The organism is Enterobacter sp. BWH64 (assembly GCF_001037645.1).
Classification (GTDB): Bacteria; Pseudomonadota; Gammaproteobacteria; order Enterobacterales; family Enterobacteriaceae; genus Enterobacter; species Enterobacter hormaechei_C.
Genome location: NZ_KQ089922.1, coordinates 2,572,326 through 2,587,788 on the forward strand (window position 1 = coordinate 2,572,326; position 15,463 = coordinate 2,587,788).

The following is a 15,463-nucleotide window of genomic DNA, read 5'->3' on the forward strand; positions in this document are numbered from 1 at the left end:
GAACAGGTAAGAAGTAAGGTGGTTTACGCTCAGGGATAGACTTTTTCTTTGTATTCGCAGAGATCTTCGATAATGCAGGAACCGCAGCGTGGCTTACGGGCAATACAGGTATACCGTCCGTGCAGGATCAGCCAGTGGTGGCAGTCCACCTTAAATTCCGCAGGGACCACTTTTAACAGCTTCTCTTCCACCTCTTCCACGTTTTTACCCGGCGCGAACCGGGTGCGGTTAGAGACGCGAAAGATATGGGTATCCACGGCGATGGTCGGCCAGCCAAACGCCGTGTTCAGCACCACATTTGCCGTTTTACGCCCGACGCCCGGCAACGCTTCAAGCGCAGCGCGGTCTTCCGGGACTTCGCCGCCGTGCTGCTCCAGCAGGATCCGGCAGGTCTTAATGACGTTTTCGGCCTTGCTTTTAAACAGGCCAATGGTCTTGATATAGGATTTCACACCTTCAACGCCCAGCTCCAGCATGGCCTGCGGCGTATTGGCGACAGGGTAGAGCAGGGCCGTGGCTTTGTTGACGCTCACGTCCGTCGCCTGTGCAGAGAGCAGCACCGCGATCAACAGTTCAAACGGCGAGTTAAAATTCAGCTCTGTCGTTGGATGAGGATTCTCATCGCGCAGGCGCGTCAGAATCGCAATGCGTTTCTCTTTATTCATACTGCTTTCTCGGGGATCCCTTCCTGTACGCTGCGCTCAGCGGCGCGGCGTTTACGTTTTTCATCAATCAGGTATTTTAACGCCAGCATCATTCCAAGGCCAATGAAGGCGCCAGGCGGCAGCATGGCCAGCAGGAACGGAGTGTCCGTATGGAACACCTCAATACGCAGCGACTTCGCCCAGCCGCCAAGCAGCGCGTCCGCACCGTCGAAGAGCGTACCGTTGCCCAAAATTTCACGCAGAGAGCCGAGAACGAACATGGCGGCAGTCGCGCCCATGCCGATGGAAAAACCATCCAGCGCGGATATGGCCGGATTGTTTTTCACCGCAAAGGCTTCAGCGCGGCCTACGACAATACAGTTAGTCACGATAAGCGGAATGAAAATCCCGAGCGACTGGTACAGGCCAAATGCGTAGGCGTTAATCAGCATTTGCACCACGCTGACCACCGACGCAATGATCATGACATAGATCGGAATACGGATTTCCGACGGCGTCCAGCGGCGCAAAACAGAAATGGAAAAGTTAGTCAGGGTCAGCACCAGCGTGGTCGCCAGTCCCAGCCCGAGCGCGTTGGTGGCGGTAGACGTCACCGCCAGCAGCGGACACAGCCCCAGCAGCTGTACCAGCGCGGAGTTGTTCTTCCAGAGACCCTGGACGATAACCTCTTTAACCTGGCTCATGGTCACTCCTCACAGGTGGAAAGATGATTGATCTGCGCGGGCAGCGTTTCGGCATACAGCCCGGCGCGCTTGACGGCGTTGACCACCGCGCGCGGGGTAATCGTGGCGCCCGTGAACTGGTCAAACTCGCCGCCATCTTTTTTCACCGCGAAAGCAGGATCGTCTTCGCCATGAATCATCTTTCCGGCGAAGTGTAAGATCCAGTCGCTTAAGCGTGTTTCAATTTTGTCGCCAAGGCCCGGCGTTTCGTGATGCTCCGTCACGCGCGTGCCCAGCACGGTGCCGGAAAAATCGCTGCCCACCAGCAGCTGAATCGCACCGGAGTAACCGTCCGGCGCGGTGGCTTCCATGACGGCACCCACGGGATTATCGCCCTTGCGGGCAATATAAACGCGATGGGGTCCTTTACCGAGCTGCGGAGCCTGTACGACAAAGCAGCTTTTTTGCAGGTCATTATCGTAGAGGTCGGATGGGATCACCTGATCGAACAGCGCCTTTTGCTGCTTAATTGCCTGCTCTGCAATGGTAGTTTTCGTCAGTTCATTTACCAGCGCGGTCAGCCCGGTGAGGGCGGCAGCGAAGATCGCCAGCGTAACGCCGTGTTTTTGCATTGTTTTTAGCATGGCGTGACCCTTAGCGATGACCGTACACGCGTGGCCGCGTGTAGTAGTCGATGAGCGGAACGGTGATGTTAGCCAGCAGCACGGCAAATGCCACGCCGTCCGGATAACCGCCAAAGCTGCGAATAAGCCAGACCAGCAAGCCCGCCAGCGCGCCGAAAATCAGACGACCACGGTTGGTGGTAGACGCGGTGACCGGATCGGTCAGAATAAAGAATGCCCCGAGCATGGTCGCGCCGGAGAGCAGATGGAGCTGCGGGCTGGCCAGTGACTCAGGTGAGATGACCCAGCCGAGCGTCGAGCAGACGGCCAGCGTCACCAGGAAGCTCACCGGAATATGCCAGCGGATCGCCTTCTGTTGCAGCAGGAACGCGCCGCCCAACAAATAGGCCAGATTGACCCACTGCCAGCCAGCACCCGCCAGTACGCCGCTGTAAATAGACGATTTCATCACCTGCTCCACGCTGTGTCCGGCACGCAGGGAGGTTTTGAAGGTATCGAGCGGGGTGGCCTGGCTGATGCCGTCCACGCCCATGCGAAGCGCGTTCATATCTGCGCCCAGCGCGGTGTGGCCGGTAAAGATAACGTGCAGGGCATCCATAAAGCCGGGGACGGTGGCGGCGATCTCATGCGGCGGCAGCCAGCTGGTCATCTGTACCGGGAAGGAGATCAGCAGTACCACGTAGCCAATCATCGCCGGGTTAAACGGGTTATGGCCCAGCCCGCCGTACAGCTGCTTGGCGATGATCACCGCAAACACCGTTCCCAATACCACCATCCACCACGGGGCGAACGGGGGAATGCTGATGGCCAGCAACAGGCCGGTCAACAGGGCGGAGTTATCGCTCAGGATGCGAGTCACTTCCATTTTGCGCAGCTTCAGGATCGCTGCTTCCGCTGCGACGGCACTGGCGCAACCCAGAACTAACTGGAAAAGCGTACCCCAGCCGAAAAACCAACACTGTACGGCAATACCTGGCAGCGCGGCCAGGCACACCAGCATCATAATACGCGATGTCTGGCGCTGGTTATGGGTATAAGGGGAACTTGCAATTCTGAAAACCATTTAATCCTCGTTAACGGCTTGCTGCGCGGCTTTCTTTGCCTGAACGCGCGCAATCGCGGCGGCGACTGCGGCTTTGCGTGGATCGTCGTTGGCGGCCGCAGGCCGTTCGTCCTGCTGTGCCGCTTTTCGTGCTTTGGCACGGGCGATGGCCGCTTCAACGGCGGCTTTACGCGGGTCGACAGGCGCTTCACTCTCTTCGGCAGGCTGAACCTGTGCCGCTTTTCGTGCTTTGGCACGGGCGATAGCGGCTTCAACGGCCGCCTTGCGCGGATCCGTCGCTTCCTGTTCAACCACCACTGTCTGCTGACCGGTCTTACGGGCTTTTGCCCTGGCGATAGCCGCTTCCACCGCCGCTTTACGCGGGTCGATGTCGGCTTCCGGTTTGGCGTGTTGCGCTTTCTCCGCCTGACGCGCGCGAGCTTCGGCTTTACGCGCTTCGCGGGCCGCAATCGCTTCGCTGTTGTCCGGTCTTTCTCCCGGAGCGATCACAACCGTCTGGGCGGCGGTGGCTTTCTTCTCGCGCACGCGGGCCAGGGCTGCGTTAATGGCATCCTGATCTTTCGCCGCAGGCTGGACGGCAGCCTGCTTATGGCGTTCCTGACGGGCTTGTTTCTCGCGCTCCAGTCGCGCCTGACGCGCTTCAAAGCGGGCCTTCGCTTCAGCGGCACGTTTTTCTTCCATGGAGATGGCGTAGATTTCGGCTTTCTCCTGACGGAAGTATTGCACCAGCGGAATATTGCTTGGGCAGACCCAGGCGCAGGCACCGCATTCAATACAGTCAGCCAGGTTATGCGCCTGGGCTTTATCGTGCAGCTGGCCTTTGCTGTACCAGTACAACTGCTGCGGCAGTAAATCTGCCGGGCATGCGTCCGCACAGGCGCTACAGCGTATGCAGCCTTTCTCTTCCTGCGTTTCGCCCATCTCCGTTGGGGAAGGGGCGAGCAGGCAGTTGGTAATCTTCACCACCGGCACATCCAGCCACGGCAGGGTAAAGCCCATCAGCGGGCCACCCATAATGACCAGTTGATCGCTACCCGGGCAGAAGCCAGCCTGTTCCAGCAGATGACGCACCGGCGTACCCAGACGCGCCCAGACGTTGCCGGGACGGGAGACGGACTCGCCGGTCAGCGTGACGACGCGCTCGGTCAATGGCTCGCCGTCAATCACCGCACGTTTCACCGCGTAGGCGGTTCCCACGTTTTGCATCAGCACGCCGATGTCGGACGAACGGCCCCCGTGGGGAACCTGTTTGCCGGTCAGGATCTGCGTCAGCTGTTTTGCCCCGCCGGACGGGTATTTGGTCGGGATCACTCGCAGGGCGATATCGTGGCTGTCCGCCAGTACCGCACGCAGCATCGAAATGGCCTGCGGTTTATTGTCCTCAATACCGATCAGCACTTCGCGGGGTTGCAGAATATGCGCAAGAATGCGAATCCCTTCCACCACCTGCGCGGCACAGTCCTGCATCAGACGGTCATCGGCGGTGATGTACGGTTCGCATTCGGCGGCGTTGATGATCAGCGTTTCGATTTTATCGCCGCCGCCGTGAAGCTTAGCGCCGGTCGGGAAGCCTGCGCCTCCCAGACCCGCCACGCCGAACTGATGAATGCGTTCAATCAGTGCTTCACGGCTGTGGGAACGGTAGTCGCTCCAGCCGTCACGATCGATCCAGCGGTCTTCACCATCGGCTTCAATGATCACGCTCAGCTCAGACAACGCCGACGGATGGGCAACGGTATGGGGGGCAACAGCCACCACCTTACCGGAAGTCGGGGCATGTATCGGCAACATCCGTCCGCGACCAAAGGTCAGCGGCTGGCCGCGAAGAACGCTATCGCCTTCTTTCACGCACAGTTCACCTTCCGCGCCGATATGCTGTTTAAGGGGCATAACGTAACGGGTCGCCAGCGGGATCTGGCGCAGCGGCGTGCCGTTAGACTGCGATTTCATCTCAGGCGGATGAATGCCGCCGTCGAAATCCCAGATCTTCTCTTTTCTGAAGGCAGAAAATAACTTAAGCATGTTGTTCCACAGGAATATTGCGAACCGGAATGGTCTGAAGGTCCCACTTCCAGCTTTCAGTAGTCGTTTCAACCGGGCGTAGTTCTATACACTGCGTCGGGCAGGGCGCCACGCAGAGATTACAGCCGGTGCACAGATCCGCCACAACGGTGTGCATCGCGCGCGTTGCGCCCACAATGGCGTCAACAGGACACGCCTGAATACATTTGGTGCAGCCAATGCAGTTGGCTTCGTCGATGACAGCAAGGGCACGAACGGGCTCCTGGGCCTGTTCATCGCCGTCGACAGGCTGGGGATCGACGTTCAGCAGGGCAGCTATTTTAAGCATGACCGCTTCGCCACCCGGTGCGCAGCGGTTGATCTTTTCGCCCTGCACGCCCACCGCCTCAGCGTAAGGGCGGCAGCCAGGGTAGCCACACTGCCCGCACTGGCTCTGCGGTAAAAGTTCATCAATTTTTTCAACCACCGGATCGTCCTCCACCGCAAACCGGCGGGAGGCATAACCCAGAATGATGCCAAAGACGAGTCCCAGTACGCTGATGGACGCGATGGCAATCCAGATAGCACTCATTACAACTTCACCAGACCACTAAAGCCCATAAAGGCCAGAGACATTAAACCTGCGGTCACCAGAGCGATGGCGTTACCGCGAAACGGCGCGGGAATATCCGCCGCGGCCAGACGCTCGCGAATCGAGGCGAACAGGACCATAACAAAAGAGAAACCGACCGCCGCGGAAAAACCGTACAGCGCCGATTGCAGGAAATTATGCCCAAGGTTGATATTGAGCAGCGCCACGCCCAGCACCGCGCAGTTGGTGGTGATGAGAGGCAGGAAAATGCCCAGCAGGCGATACAGGGCAGGGCTGGTTTTCCGCACCACCATCTCGGTAAATTGCACCACAACCGCAATGACCAGAATAAAGGACAAGGTGCGCAGGTAGAGCATGTCCAGTGGGATCAGGATCCAGGTATCAATCAGCCATGCGCAAATGGAGGCCATCGTCATCACGAAGGTGGTCGCCAGCCCCATGCCCATTGCCGTCTCCAGCTTTTTGGAGACGCCCATAAACGGGCACAGGCCAAGGAACTTCACCAGTACGAAGTTATTAACCAGCACAGTTCCGACAAAGAGCAGTAAGTAATCGGTCATTATTTAGCCTGAAATAAAATAGCCGCCTATTATCGGATAAACGACAACAGGCCACAACAGGTTAACTGTAAGGTTATTACGGGTTGACAAAGGTCTTCTTAACGCGCGTCGAACGCTTGAAATAAGGGACCAGAAGCGCCGTCGCCAGTAGCGGAAACAGTAACTGGCGAACCGCCAGCGCGTCAGACACTGGCGAGAAAGCGAATGCTTTGACAGCCAGCAGCACGGAGACCAGCAGCCAGATAATGTAATGTTTTGGCACGTTTTTGCGGCGTTTGAAGAAGGCGATAGTCAGCCACAGCGTGTAGTACCACATCGCGATCGCGAAAACGAACGAAACAAACCACGTTGCAATATTGAGCGCACTCTGGGACATCAGTGTCTGGATAGCATGAGGCGTAACCAGTGCGGTGGTGTATAGCAACAGCGCCAGCGAAGCGCTTAATAATGCCACCAGCAGCCATGCCAGCGGGGCGATTAACCAGCCCCCAATTCTCTCTCCAGGCAATGCGGTCATACGCTCTCCCATAGTCTGCGCGAAATGTTATACAGAAATTTGCAGGGCGGAGAGTATATAACATTTCACGCCGAAGGCTACTTTCTTATACAACGTAACGCCATACGGATTTAGGCACTTCCCCCACATTGAACAGACGACCGCCAGAGACCAGTTCGGCGCGACGATGGTCAGCAGCGCGGTACATATTGATGATGTCCTGATTATCCGACAGCGTGTAGTTCAGATGGTCAAACAGTTTTTCCAGGCTTTCAAGGGAATTGATCTTGCGAAATTTTAATAAATAGTCCTGAACTGTCATGTTAATAAGTTTCCATATAAAAGGGTAATACCCATAAAGGTAATGCGTTCGAATAATAAACGGATTAATAAAGACGTAAACTGTCCACTCGGGTAACGCGACGAAATTAGGAGTTTTCTTTGCGAAGATTCAGGCATCAGCAGATGCCTGGAAGAGAAGGGTAACCCCGTTCATTACGGCTGGCAATACGTTCCATGACGTAACGTGTCACGCTTTATGACGACACGGCTTACTTTTGTTGTGCGACAGTAACAGGCTCCGGCGGCTGGTAGTTATCGATATGGCTGGCGATGCCGAGCAACACGACTGAAACCCCAAGGACAATCCATCCCGCTAATTCAATGATTCGATTAATTATTGACGACATAATTTGTGTTTGTAATTTATCCATAAATACAGATTACAAATGTTACAGCGCCCTTTTCGCCAGAGCAAGCGCTTTGGGAACGATTCCCCGAACCCATATACACACTTTAATGCGAGGTAACAAAAAACGCTGTCGCAAGATGCTATTTTAACTCACAGGGCACATTATTAATCTGTGCGTTAAGCACAAGGCCAGTGATAAATAAGCGCACAGCGAGGGGGCAAACGATGAGTGAAAACATCCGCGTCGGTCTTATTGGCTACGGGTACGCAAGCAAAACCTTTCATGCACCGCTGGTTGCCGGCACGCCGGGAATGGAACTGGCGGCTATCACAAGCAGCGATGAGACTAAGGTCCGCGCCGACTGGCCAGCCGTGCCGGTGGTAACGGAGCCTAAGCATCTGTTTAACGATCCTAATATTGACCTTATTGTCATTCCTACTCCTAACGACACTCATTTCCCCCTGGCGAAAGCGGCGCTGGAGGCAGGGAAACATGTTGTTGTCGATAAGCCCTTCACCGTGACGTTGTCACAGGCGCGCGAGCTGGATGCGCTGGCGCGAAGTCTGGGTCGGTTATTATCGGTCTTTCACAATCGGCGCTGGGACAGCGATTTCCTGACGGTTAAGGCGCTGATAAACGAAGGCACGCTCGGCGAAATTGCCTTTTTTGAGTCGCACTTCGATCGTTATCGTCCGCAGGTGCGAGATCGCTGGCGCGAGCAGGCGGGACCGGGTAGCGGCATCTGGTATGACTTAGCGCCGCATCTTCTCGATCAGACCGTTCATCTGTTTGGTTTGCCCGTGAGCATGACGGTCGATTTAGCGCAGCTCAGGCCGGGGGCGCAGACCACCGACTATTTCCATGCCATTTTGAGTTATCCGCAGCGGCGCATTGTGCTGCACGGGACAATGCTTGCGGCGGCGGAATCGGCCCGCTATATCATTCACGGGGCGCGCGGCAGCTATGTGAAGTTCGGCCTGGATCCGCAGGAAGAGCGCCTCAAAAATGGCGAACGCTTACCGCAGGAGGACTGGGGCTACGACATGCGCGACGGGGTGGTGACGCGTGCGGAGGGTGAGGTACTGGTTGAAGAGACGGTATTGACCCTGCCGGGGAACTATCCGGCGTATTACGCCGCCATTCGTGACGCGCTGAACGGTTCAGGTGAAAATCCGGTTCCCGCAAGCCAGGCAATCCAGATTATGGAGCTCATCGAGCTCGGGATCGAATCTGCCAAACATCGCGCAACGCTTTGTCTGGCATAAGTGCCAAACGCTTTCGTAGGCCGGGTAAGCGCAGCGCCACCCGGCAGTAAAGAGGACTACTGAGCAACTTTATCGCGCAGCGCCTGTTTCTCTTCAGGCGTCAGGAAGGCGATCTCCAGCCCGTTGATTTGCGCCTGACGGATCTGCTCGCGGCTCAGCCCGGCCTGTGGTGCGGCGATGTTGTATTCGTGAATAATATCCACGCCCTGAACCGCCGGATCGTCCGTGTTCAGCGAAGCCAGCACCCCGTGTTCGAGGAAGGTTTTCAGCGGGTGTTGCGCCAGCGACGCCACTGTACTGGTCTGAATATTGGAGGTCAGGCAGGATTCGATTCCAATACGTTGTTCGGCGAGGAAATCCATCAGCGCGCGATCTTCAATGGCTTTCACGCCATGACCTATACGTTCTGCACCCAGTTCACGAATGGCCTGCCAGATGCTTTCCGGCCCCGCAGCTTCGCCCGCATGAACGGTAATATGCCATCCTGCATCACGTGCGCGGTTGAAATGAGACAGGAACAGACTGCCCGGGAAGCCCAGCTCGTCACCGGCCAGGTCGATGGCGGTGATCTGGTCGCGATGCGCCAGTAATGCTTCCAGTTCCTGAAGACAGGCCGCTTCACCGAAGGTACGGCTCATAATGCCGATCAAACGCGCCTGAACGTCAAAGGTTTTGCAGCCTTCACGCACGCCTTCAATGACCGCTTCAACCACGCCCGCTACGGGGAGGTTGTGGGTCATCGCCATATAGCCCGGGGAGAAACGCAGTTCGACATAGTGCAGGCCGTTACGCGCGGCATCTTCGATGTTTTCAAAGGCGACACGGCGACAGGCATCGACCGAGGCCAGCATCTTCACGCCCCAGTCGAGCTTGCTCAGAAAACTCACCAGATCCGGTTCGTTCGACGTGACCTGAACATGCGGGATCAGGGTTTCAAGCGTTTCGGCAGGGAGGGTTAAATTGAACTGGCGACCAAGATCGAGAATGGTTTGGGCACGAATGTTTCCGTCGAGGTGGCGGTGAATATCAGTTAAAGGCAGGCGTGTATCAATCATGGTCGCACTCTTTGCTGGTTAAAGTGCGCCATATTATAAAAACAAAACGGGGTAAAAAGCTATTTGCGCAAGGGGATATTCCGTTGCGCAAATGATTTACAGCAGAGTGTTGATGCCAGCGATAAGGCGTTGAACGCCCTGTTCAAGCTTACTACGCGGACAGCCAGCGTTCAGACGCACATAGCCTTTACCTTCATCCCCATAGGTATATCCCGGCATGATGGCCACTTTTTGCTGATCAATCAGCACGTTTTGCAGCGTATTGTCATCAATGCCAAGCGGGCTGAGATCGATCCATGCCAGATAGGTGGCCTCGGGCGGTTGCCAGATGAGTGTCGGAAATGCAGTATTCAGTTCGTCAGCAATGTAGCGCAGGTTTTCTTCGAGATAGGTCCGCAGCGCGTCCAGCCAGGGTTCTCCCTGTCGGTAGGCAGCAATGTGCGCGGTCAGCGCCAGCACGGAAGGGGAAGAGAGTCCGTCCCGACCTTTTAATGCATTCAGATAGGCGTTACGGCTGGCGTCATCGGCGATAAGCCCCCAGGCACCCGTCAGCGCCGGAATGTTGAAGCTTTTGGAACCCGAGGTCAGCAGCGCCCATTTACCGCGCGCAACCTCGTTCCACGGGGTATGACGATGCGTGCCCCAAACCATGTCCATATGAATTTCGTCGCTGATCACCGCTACGTCATAACGTTCACACAGGGCCGCCATTGTGGTCAGCTCTTCCCGCGTCCAGACTTTGCCGGTCGGGTTTTGCGGGCTACACAGCAGCAGCACCTTGTTTTCCGGTTTTGACAGCGCCGCTTCCAGCGCGGCCATATCGCCCTCCCAGCCACACGCTGTTTTCTGCATCGGCACGGAAACAACGGTACGCTGGTTGCCTTCGATGGCTTTATAAAAGGCATCGTAAGCCGGGGTATGGACCACCACGCCGTCGCCAGGCGAGGACCAGAGGCGGATCAGCTCCGAGACCATATAAATGACCGACGGCCCATACACCACGGTTTCGGTATCAATCTGACTGTTAAAGCGTTGCCGGAACCAGTGCGCCACGGCGGCCAGAAATTCGTCATTTTTCCAGCGACTGTAGCCAAACACCCCGTGGTTTATTCGCTGGTGCAGCGCATCGGTAATGCAGGGGGCGGTGGCGAAATCCATATCAGAGATGGTGAAGGGCAGCAGGTCGGCAGCGCCAAAACGGTCAGCGACATAATCCCACTGGGTACACCAGGTGCCGTGTCGATCCACGACGGTTGAAAAATCAAACATGACGGTGCTCCGTAAAGTAAAACCCCCTCATGACGAGGGGGGCGAGGCATCAGGCTTCGACGGTTCGCATCAGGGTTGCCAGCTCATCCTTCACTGACTGTACCTGCGGGCCAATGACGACCTGCAAATTGTGTTGATTTAACTGTACCACGCCGATAGCCCGGTTAGCTTTAAGTGCGTTGGTATCCACTTTGGACATGTCCGCCACCGACAAACGCAGGCGGGTGATGCAGTTATCCAGAGAGGTAATGTTATCCGCACCGCCCAGCGCCGCCAGAATAGCCGGCGTGTTATATCCGGATTTCCCAATGGTGCCGGCTACCGCCTGTTCAACGCTGGTGGCCGTATCGGTATCGCGGCCAGGCGTTTTCAGGTTAAAGCGGGTGATGGCGAAGCGGAAGATCCCGTAGTAAACCGCGAACCAGATGGCGGCCACAACCGGCACCAGATACCATTTGGTGGACAGACCGTGCAGGATACCGAAGACCACGAAGTCAATCACGTTACCGTCGGTGTTACCGATGGTCACACCGAGCACAGCCATCACGGTAAAGCCCAGGCCCGTCAGTACGGCGTGGATGAGGTACAGTACCGGCGCTACGAACAGGAACAGGAACTCGATAGGTTCTGTCGTACCGCCCACCACGCAGGCAATAACGCCGGAGATCAGCAGACCTTTAATTTTATGACGATTTTCCGGACGGGCACAGTGGTACATCGCCAGCGCTGCGCCCGGCAGGCCGCCGAGGAAGGCAGGCATTTTACCCTGAGAGAGGAAACGCGTCGCACTTTCAGAGAAGCCGTGAGTGGTCGGGCAGCTCAGCTGGGCCTGGAAGATGGTCAGCGCACCGCTAACGGAATGACCGCAAACGTCCATGGTACCGCCGGCTTCGGTAAAGCGGATCAGGGCAACCAGGATATGCTGTAAACCAAATGGCAGCAGCAGACGTTCACCCGTACCGAAAATCATCGGGCCGAAATCACCCGCGCCATTGATAATGCGGCCGATACCGGTGATCCCCATGGCAAAAATCGGCCAAATCAGAGGGATGATCAGACCAAACAGACCCATCACAACCAGCGTAATGATTGGCACAAAGCGGGTCCCGCCGAAGAAGGCCAGCGCATCGGGCAGGCGAATATTGTGGAAGCGCTCGTGCAGCATCCAGATAATCACCCCCGCGATCACGGCTCCAAGGATCCCGGTATCGATGGACTGAATACCAATCACGCTCTGAATGTTATTGGCTTTCAGTACCGCCGCGTCGGTCGTGGGCAGGATCCCTTTGGCAGTCAGCCAGAAGTTAACCGCAAGGTTCATGACCGCATAGCCAACGAAGCCCGCAAACGCCGCCACGCCTTTATTTTCGCGCGCCAGACCCAGAGGAATGGCGATACAGAACATTACCGGCAGGAAGCTAAAGGCAAAAGAGCCGACCTTGCTCATCCAGATGAAGATCGCCTGAAGTACCGGATTTCCGAGGAAAGGGATCAGGGTAATGACGTCGTGGCTGCTTAACGAGCTGCCGATCCCCAGCATGATCCCGCAAAAAGAGAGAAGCGCCACGGGCAGCATAAAGGTTTTACCCAGTTGCTGGAAAAACTCCCACAGCGATATTTTTTGTGCTGCTTTCGTCGTCATAAAACGACTCCTTAAATGGTAGAAAGAGATTTAACGACCTCGATGGGGTGAGAAGATAAAACGTTTTATCAAACTTTAGTGCGCGCTAAATCACATTCTCAGGCTTTTACTGGTAGTATAAAGATAACGTATTGATAAAACGTTTTAGCGATCTCATTATCAAGGAGTCACGCCACCACATGGCTGTAGCGAAAAAGATCACCATCAACGATGTCGCGCTGGCGGCGGGGGTTTCCGTCAGCACCGTTTCGCTGGTATTGAGCGGGAAGGGGCGCATCTCTCCTGCAACGGGTCAGCGCGTCAACGAGGCCGTTGAGCAGTTAGGCTTTGTGCGTAATCGCCAGGCGTCGGCGCTGCGCGGTGGGCAAAGCGGGGTGATAGGGCTGATCGTTCGCGACCTCACGTCGCCGTTTTATGCAGAACTGACCGCCGGGCTTACCGAGGCGCTTGAAGCGCAGGGGCGAATGGTTTTCCTGCTCCACGGTGGGCGCGAACCGGAGCAGCTGCTCTCCAGGCTGGATATGCTGCTGACGCAAGGGGTGGATGGGGTGATCGTGGCCGGCGCGTCCGGCGTGGGCAGTGAATTGTGTGAGCGCGCGGCGCAGAAAGGCGTACCGCTGGTGTTTGCCTCGCGCGCCAGCTATCTCGACGAAGCCGATACCCTTCGGCCAGATAACATGCAGGCCGCGCAAATGCTGACCGAGCATCTTATTCATCGCGGCCATCAGCGCATCGCCTGGCTCGGCGGTAAAAGCTCGTCCCTGACGCGTGCCGAGCGGGTGGGCGGTTACTGCTCCACGCTCATCAAATACGGCCTGCCGTTTCACAGCGAATGGGTGGTGGAGTGTGAATCCAGCCAGAAAAAAGCCGCGGAAGCCATCGGCACGCTGCTTCGCAACAGCCCGACGATCAGCGCGGTGATTTGCTATAACGACGTCATTGCGATGGGGGCGTGGTTCGGTTTGATCCGCGCCGGACGCCAGAGCGGTGAGGGCGGGGTAGAAACGTTCTTCGGCCATCAGGTGGCGCTGGGGGCGTTTGCGGATGTCGGTGAAAATGCGTTAGACGATCTCCCCATCGTCTGGGCGACGACGCCGGCTCGTGAGATGGGGTACACCCTGGCAGACAGGATCATGCAGCGCATTGAAAATACGGACGTGCAGGCCGGGCATCAGATTGTGGCTGCGCGGTTAGTGACGGTGAAGTAAACGCTTTGCTTGCACGGGCCTGCAACGGCTCATGATCGGAGGCCGGGTAAGCGTCAGCGCCACCCGGCAATAAAAAACCCCTCATGCGAGGGGTTTTTCGTTTACTGCTGCGGTACTGCCGGCGGCGCTGCCGGTTCAGCCGGTGCCGGAATGCCCAGCGTCGGCATACCAAACATACCGACAAACTCTTCCAGCGGCATTTTGTCGCCGTTGAGCGTCACCTGGCCATTAGCATATTGCAGGCTGGTGGAAATGGTGTTGTCTTCCACCTTCGTGATGCGGAACATCTGGCCCATCGCCGCCAGGCCTTTCACCTGTTGGTTTGCCAGTTTACCTGCATCTTCTTCACCATACCCTTCAAGTTTCGCAATCTGCGTCATGAACTCGGTCGCCATATCCATCGGGATGGTCAGCTTGCTGTCGAGCGATTTCACGCTGCGGTCAACTTCCTGCGCCAGGGTCTGCGGTTCGCCGGTCGCAGCGGCCGGATCCTTCAGGAACAGCGACAGGTTGAAGTTGGTTTCGCCTTTGCCGTTTTTCCAGCTCAGTGGCGCAACGGTAATCACCGGCTCGCCCTTCAGCAGGATCGGCAGGTTATTAAACAGCACCGTCATCGCCTGCTGCTGGTACGCCTGCGGGTTCTGTTGCAGGGCGGCATCGGTCAGCAGAGCCTGGCTCTCTTTACTGTATTTCTGACTGAATTCATGCCACGCCTGGCCGTCAATGTTGCCGATTTTCAGAGACAGCTTACCGGTACCCAGATCCTGATTCTGTACTTTCAGGCTTTTCAGGCTGTAATCCAGCTGGGTGTTGATGCTTTTACCGTCTTTGGAGACGTCAGACTTACCGTCCAGATCCATGCCTTCCAGCACCGCCATCTCTTTGCCTTCGATCGCAATGGCGATCTTATCGAGGCTCAGTTTCTGGTCGCCGATACGCTCATCAAAATCGGTCATACGGCTATTGCCGCTGGCTTTAAGGTTGTTGAAGGTAAGCTGAACCTTCTGGTTATATTCATTGACTGAATTCACCAGGCCGCTGGCGGCATCGCCGGTCAGGGAGACATTCTTGCCGTCGCGATCGGCATCAAGCTTGAAATTACCGCCGCTGAAGGCGACTTTGTCGGTGCCTTGTTCGTAATTCAGGGCTTTCAGGTCGATGTCGGAATGCGTATCACCGGCATAGCTGATGCGGGTATTGATCTCAAACGGCGACTCATTTTTCGCCATATCGAAAATCGGCTTCGTCACCTCGTTATTCACCAGTACGGTTCTGGCGGATGCCATGGAGGGGATCAGGTTAAACTTTTTCAACTGCGCCAGCGGGAACGGACCGTGGCTGACCACCTCATCCAGCACCACGCTCTGGCCCGGTTTCAGCCAGGCGTTCTGATTACCCGCAACCGGCTTCACCACCACCTGCATATGGCTGGTAAACACGCCACGCTGGTAGTTCTGGTAGCTCAGCTCCAGACCTGCTTCAGGCGCGCTGCGCTTAATCTCGCTGTTTGCCTGCGTCATCATCTCTGCCAGACGGCTTTCCAGCTGTTTCCCGGTATACCAGGAAGCACCCGTCCAGATCACGCCTAAAGCAACAATCACTCCTACCGCTACGACCGATTTTTTCAT

16 protein-coding genes are annotated in these 15,463 nt (G+C 56.5%); 2 read left to right on the forward strand and 14 right to left on the reverse strand.

The annotated features are described in order from the left end of the window. Window positions 1-29: 29 nt before the first annotated feature. From nth to blr, 10 genes are all read right to left on the reverse strand, one after another. Window positions 30-665, reverse strand: coding sequence for an endonuclease III (gene nth, locus SK50_RS12390; RefSeq protein ID WP_048229492.1), 636 nt, complete (start codon window positions 663-665; stop codon window positions 30-32). Next, window positions 662-1,348: an electron transport complex subunit E gene (locus SK50_RS12395; RefSeq protein ID WP_003857592.1), complete on the reverse strand. Its 687-nt coding sequence runs from the start codon at window positions 1,346-1,348 to the stop codon at window positions 662-664. Before SK50_RS12395 ends, nth begins: the two co-directional genes overlap by 4 nt. A 2-nt stretch (window positions 1,349-1,350) precedes the next feature. Then, window positions 1,351-1,971, reverse strand: a complete 621-nt coding sequence (gene rsxG / locus SK50_RS12400; RefSeq protein ID WP_048229493.1) for an electron transport complex subunit RsxG — start codon at window positions 1,969-1,971, stop codon at window positions 1,351-1,353. Window positions 1,972-1,981: 10 nt separating this feature from the next. Then, window positions 1,982-3,034, reverse strand: coding sequence for an electron transport complex subunit RsxD (gene rsxD / locus SK50_RS12405; protein ID WP_015570666.1), 1,053 nt, complete (start codon window positions 3,032-3,034; stop codon window positions 1,982-1,984). Continuing rightward, window positions 3,035-5,056 carry an electron transport complex subunit RsxC gene (gene rsxC / locus SK50_RS12410; RefSeq protein WP_048229494.1) on the reverse strand — a complete coding sequence of 674 codons (2,022 nt, stop codon included), beginning with the start codon at window positions 5,054-5,056 and terminating at the stop codon, window positions 3,035-3,037. It abuts the gene before it with no gap. Then, on the reverse strand, window positions 5,049-5,627 hold the full coding sequence (gene rsxB / locus SK50_RS12415; RefSeq protein ID WP_015570664.1) for an electron transport complex subunit RsxB: 579 nt from the start codon (window positions 5,625-5,627) through the stop codon (window positions 5,049-5,051). The genes rsxC and rsxB overlap by 8 nt, the downstream gene beginning before the upstream one ends. After that, window positions 5,627-6,208, reverse strand: coding sequence for an electron transport complex subunit RsxA (rsxA, locus tag SK50_RS12420; protein WP_000133206.1), 582 nt, complete (start codon window positions 6,206-6,208; stop codon window positions 5,627-5,629). The genes rsxB and rsxA overlap by 1 nt, the downstream gene beginning before the upstream one ends. Before the next feature lie 76 nt (window positions 6,209-6,284). Beyond that, window positions 6,285-6,725: a DUF2569 domain-containing protein gene (locus tag SK50_RS12425; RefSeq protein WP_017693547.1), complete on the reverse strand. Its 441-nt coding sequence runs from the start codon at window positions 6,723-6,725 to the stop codon at window positions 6,285-6,287. A gap of 85 nt (window positions 6,726-6,810) precedes the next feature. Continuing rightward, complete coding sequence (gene ydgT / locus SK50_RS12430) at window positions 6,811-7,026, reverse strand: transcription modulator YdgT (protein ID WP_000217941.1); 216 nt, start codon at window positions 7,024-7,026, stop codon at window positions 6,811-6,813. Window positions 7,027-7,255: 229 nt separating this feature from the next. Further along, window positions 7,256-7,381, reverse strand: coding sequence for a division septum protein Blr (gene blr, locus SK50_RS12435; protein ID WP_151884424.1), 126 nt, complete (start codon window positions 7,379-7,381; stop codon window positions 7,256-7,258). A 239-nt stretch (window positions 7,382-7,620) separates the two neighbouring features. Here blr and SK50_RS12440 point away from each other — a divergent pair, with 239 nt between their 5' ends. Then, the gene (locus SK50_RS12440) at window positions 7,621-8,661 is read left to right on the forward strand and encodes an oxidoreductase (protein ID WP_048229495.1); all 1,041 of its coding nucleotides are present in this window, start codon (window positions 7,621-7,623) and stop codon (window positions 8,659-8,661) included. A gap of 56 nt (window positions 8,662-8,717) precedes the next feature. Here the strand turns inward: SK50_RS12440 and add are convergent, their stop codons facing one another. The 3 genes from add to malX form a co-directional block, all read right to left on the reverse strand. Beyond that, window positions 8,718-9,716: an adenosine deaminase gene (gene add, locus SK50_RS12445; RefSeq protein ID WP_015570661.1), complete on the reverse strand. Its 999-nt coding sequence runs from the start codon at window positions 9,714-9,716 to the stop codon at window positions 8,718-8,720. Window positions 9,717-9,812: 96 nt separating this feature from the next. Then, window positions 9,813-10,985, reverse strand: coding sequence for a MalY/PatB family protein (locus SK50_RS12450; RefSeq protein ID WP_017693545.1), 1,173 nt, complete (start codon window positions 10,983-10,985; stop codon window positions 9,813-9,815). Window positions 10,986-11,034: 49 nt separating this feature from the next. Then, on the reverse strand, window positions 11,035-12,627 hold the full coding sequence (malX, locus tag SK50_RS12455; RefSeq protein ID WP_015570659.1) for a maltose/glucose-specific PTS transporter subunit IIBC: 1,593 nt from the start codon (window positions 12,625-12,627) through the stop codon (window positions 11,035-11,037). Window positions 12,628-12,806: 179 nt separating this feature from the next. Between malX and SK50_RS12460 the strand changes: the two genes are divergently transcribed. Beyond that, complete coding sequence (locus SK50_RS12460) at window positions 12,807-13,835, forward strand: Mal regulon transcriptional regulator MalI (RefSeq protein ID WP_017384586.1); 1,029 nt, start codon at window positions 12,807-12,809, stop codon at window positions 13,833-13,835. Between the two features lie 101 nt (window positions 13,836-13,936). Here the strand turns inward: SK50_RS12460 and SK50_RS12465 are convergent, their stop codons facing one another. Beyond that, entirely contained in the window at window positions 13,937-15,463 is a 1,527-nt protein-coding gene (locus SK50_RS12465; protein ID WP_017693544.1) for a YdgA family protein, read from the reverse strand.

Excerpts from the sequence above, each read along its gene's own strand:
- nth (WP_048229492.1), bottom strand. The coding sequence starts at position 665 with ATGAATAAAGAGAAACGCATTGCGATTCTGACGCGCCTGCGCGATGAG.
- SK50_RS12395 (WP_003857592.1), bottom strand. The coding sequence starts at position 1,348 with ATGAGCCAGGTTAAAGAGGTTATCGTCCAGGGTCTCTGGAAGAACAAC.
- rsxG (WP_048229493.1), bottom strand. The coding sequence starts at position 1,971 with ATGCTAAAAACAATGCAAAAACACGGCGTTACGCTGGCGATCTTCGCT.
- rsxD (WP_015570666.1), bottom strand. The coding sequence starts at position 3,034 with ATGGTTTTCAGAATTGCAAGTTCCCCTTATACCCATAACCAGCGCCAG.
- rsxC (WP_048229494.1), bottom strand. The coding sequence starts at position 5,056 with ATGCTTAAGTTATTTTCTGCCTTCAGAAAAGAGAAGATCTGGGATTTC.
- rsxB (WP_015570664.1), bottom strand. The coding sequence starts at position 5,627 with ATGAGTGCTATCTGGATTGCCATCGCGTCCATCAGCGTACTGGGACTC.
- rsxA (WP_000133206.1), bottom strand. The coding sequence starts at position 6,208 with ATGACCGATTACTTACTGCTCTTTGTCGGAACTGTGCTGGTTAATAAC.
- SK50_RS12425 (WP_017693547.1), bottom strand. The coding sequence starts at position 6,725 with ATGACCGCATTGCCTGGAGAGAGAATTGGGGGCTGGTTAATCGCCCCG.
- ydgT (WP_000217941.1), bottom strand. The coding sequence starts at position 7,026 with ATGACAGTTCAGGACTATTTATTAAAATTTCGCAAGATCAATTCCCTT.
- SK50_RS12440 (WP_048229495.1), top strand. The coding sequence starts at position 7,621 with ATGAGTGAAAACATCCGCGTCGGTCTTATTGGCTACGGGTACGCAAGC.
- add (WP_015570661.1), bottom strand. The coding sequence starts at position 9,716 with ATGATTGATACACGCCTGCCTTTAACTGATATTCACCGCCACCTCGAC.
- SK50_RS12450 (WP_017693545.1), bottom strand. The coding sequence starts at position 10,985 with ATGTTTGATTTTTCAACCGTCGTGGATCGACACGGCACCTGGTGTACC.
- malX (WP_015570659.1), bottom strand. The coding sequence starts at position 12,627 with ATGACGACGAAAGCAGCACAAAAAATATCGCTGTGGGAGTTTTTCCAG.
- SK50_RS12460 (WP_017384586.1), top strand. The coding sequence starts at position 12,807 with ATGGCTGTAGCGAAAAAGATCACCATCAACGATGTCGCGCTGGCGGCG.
- SK50_RS12465 (WP_017693544.1), bottom strand. The coding sequence starts at position 15,463 with ATGAAAAAATCGGTCGTAGCGGTAGGAGTGATTGTTGCTTTAGGCGTG.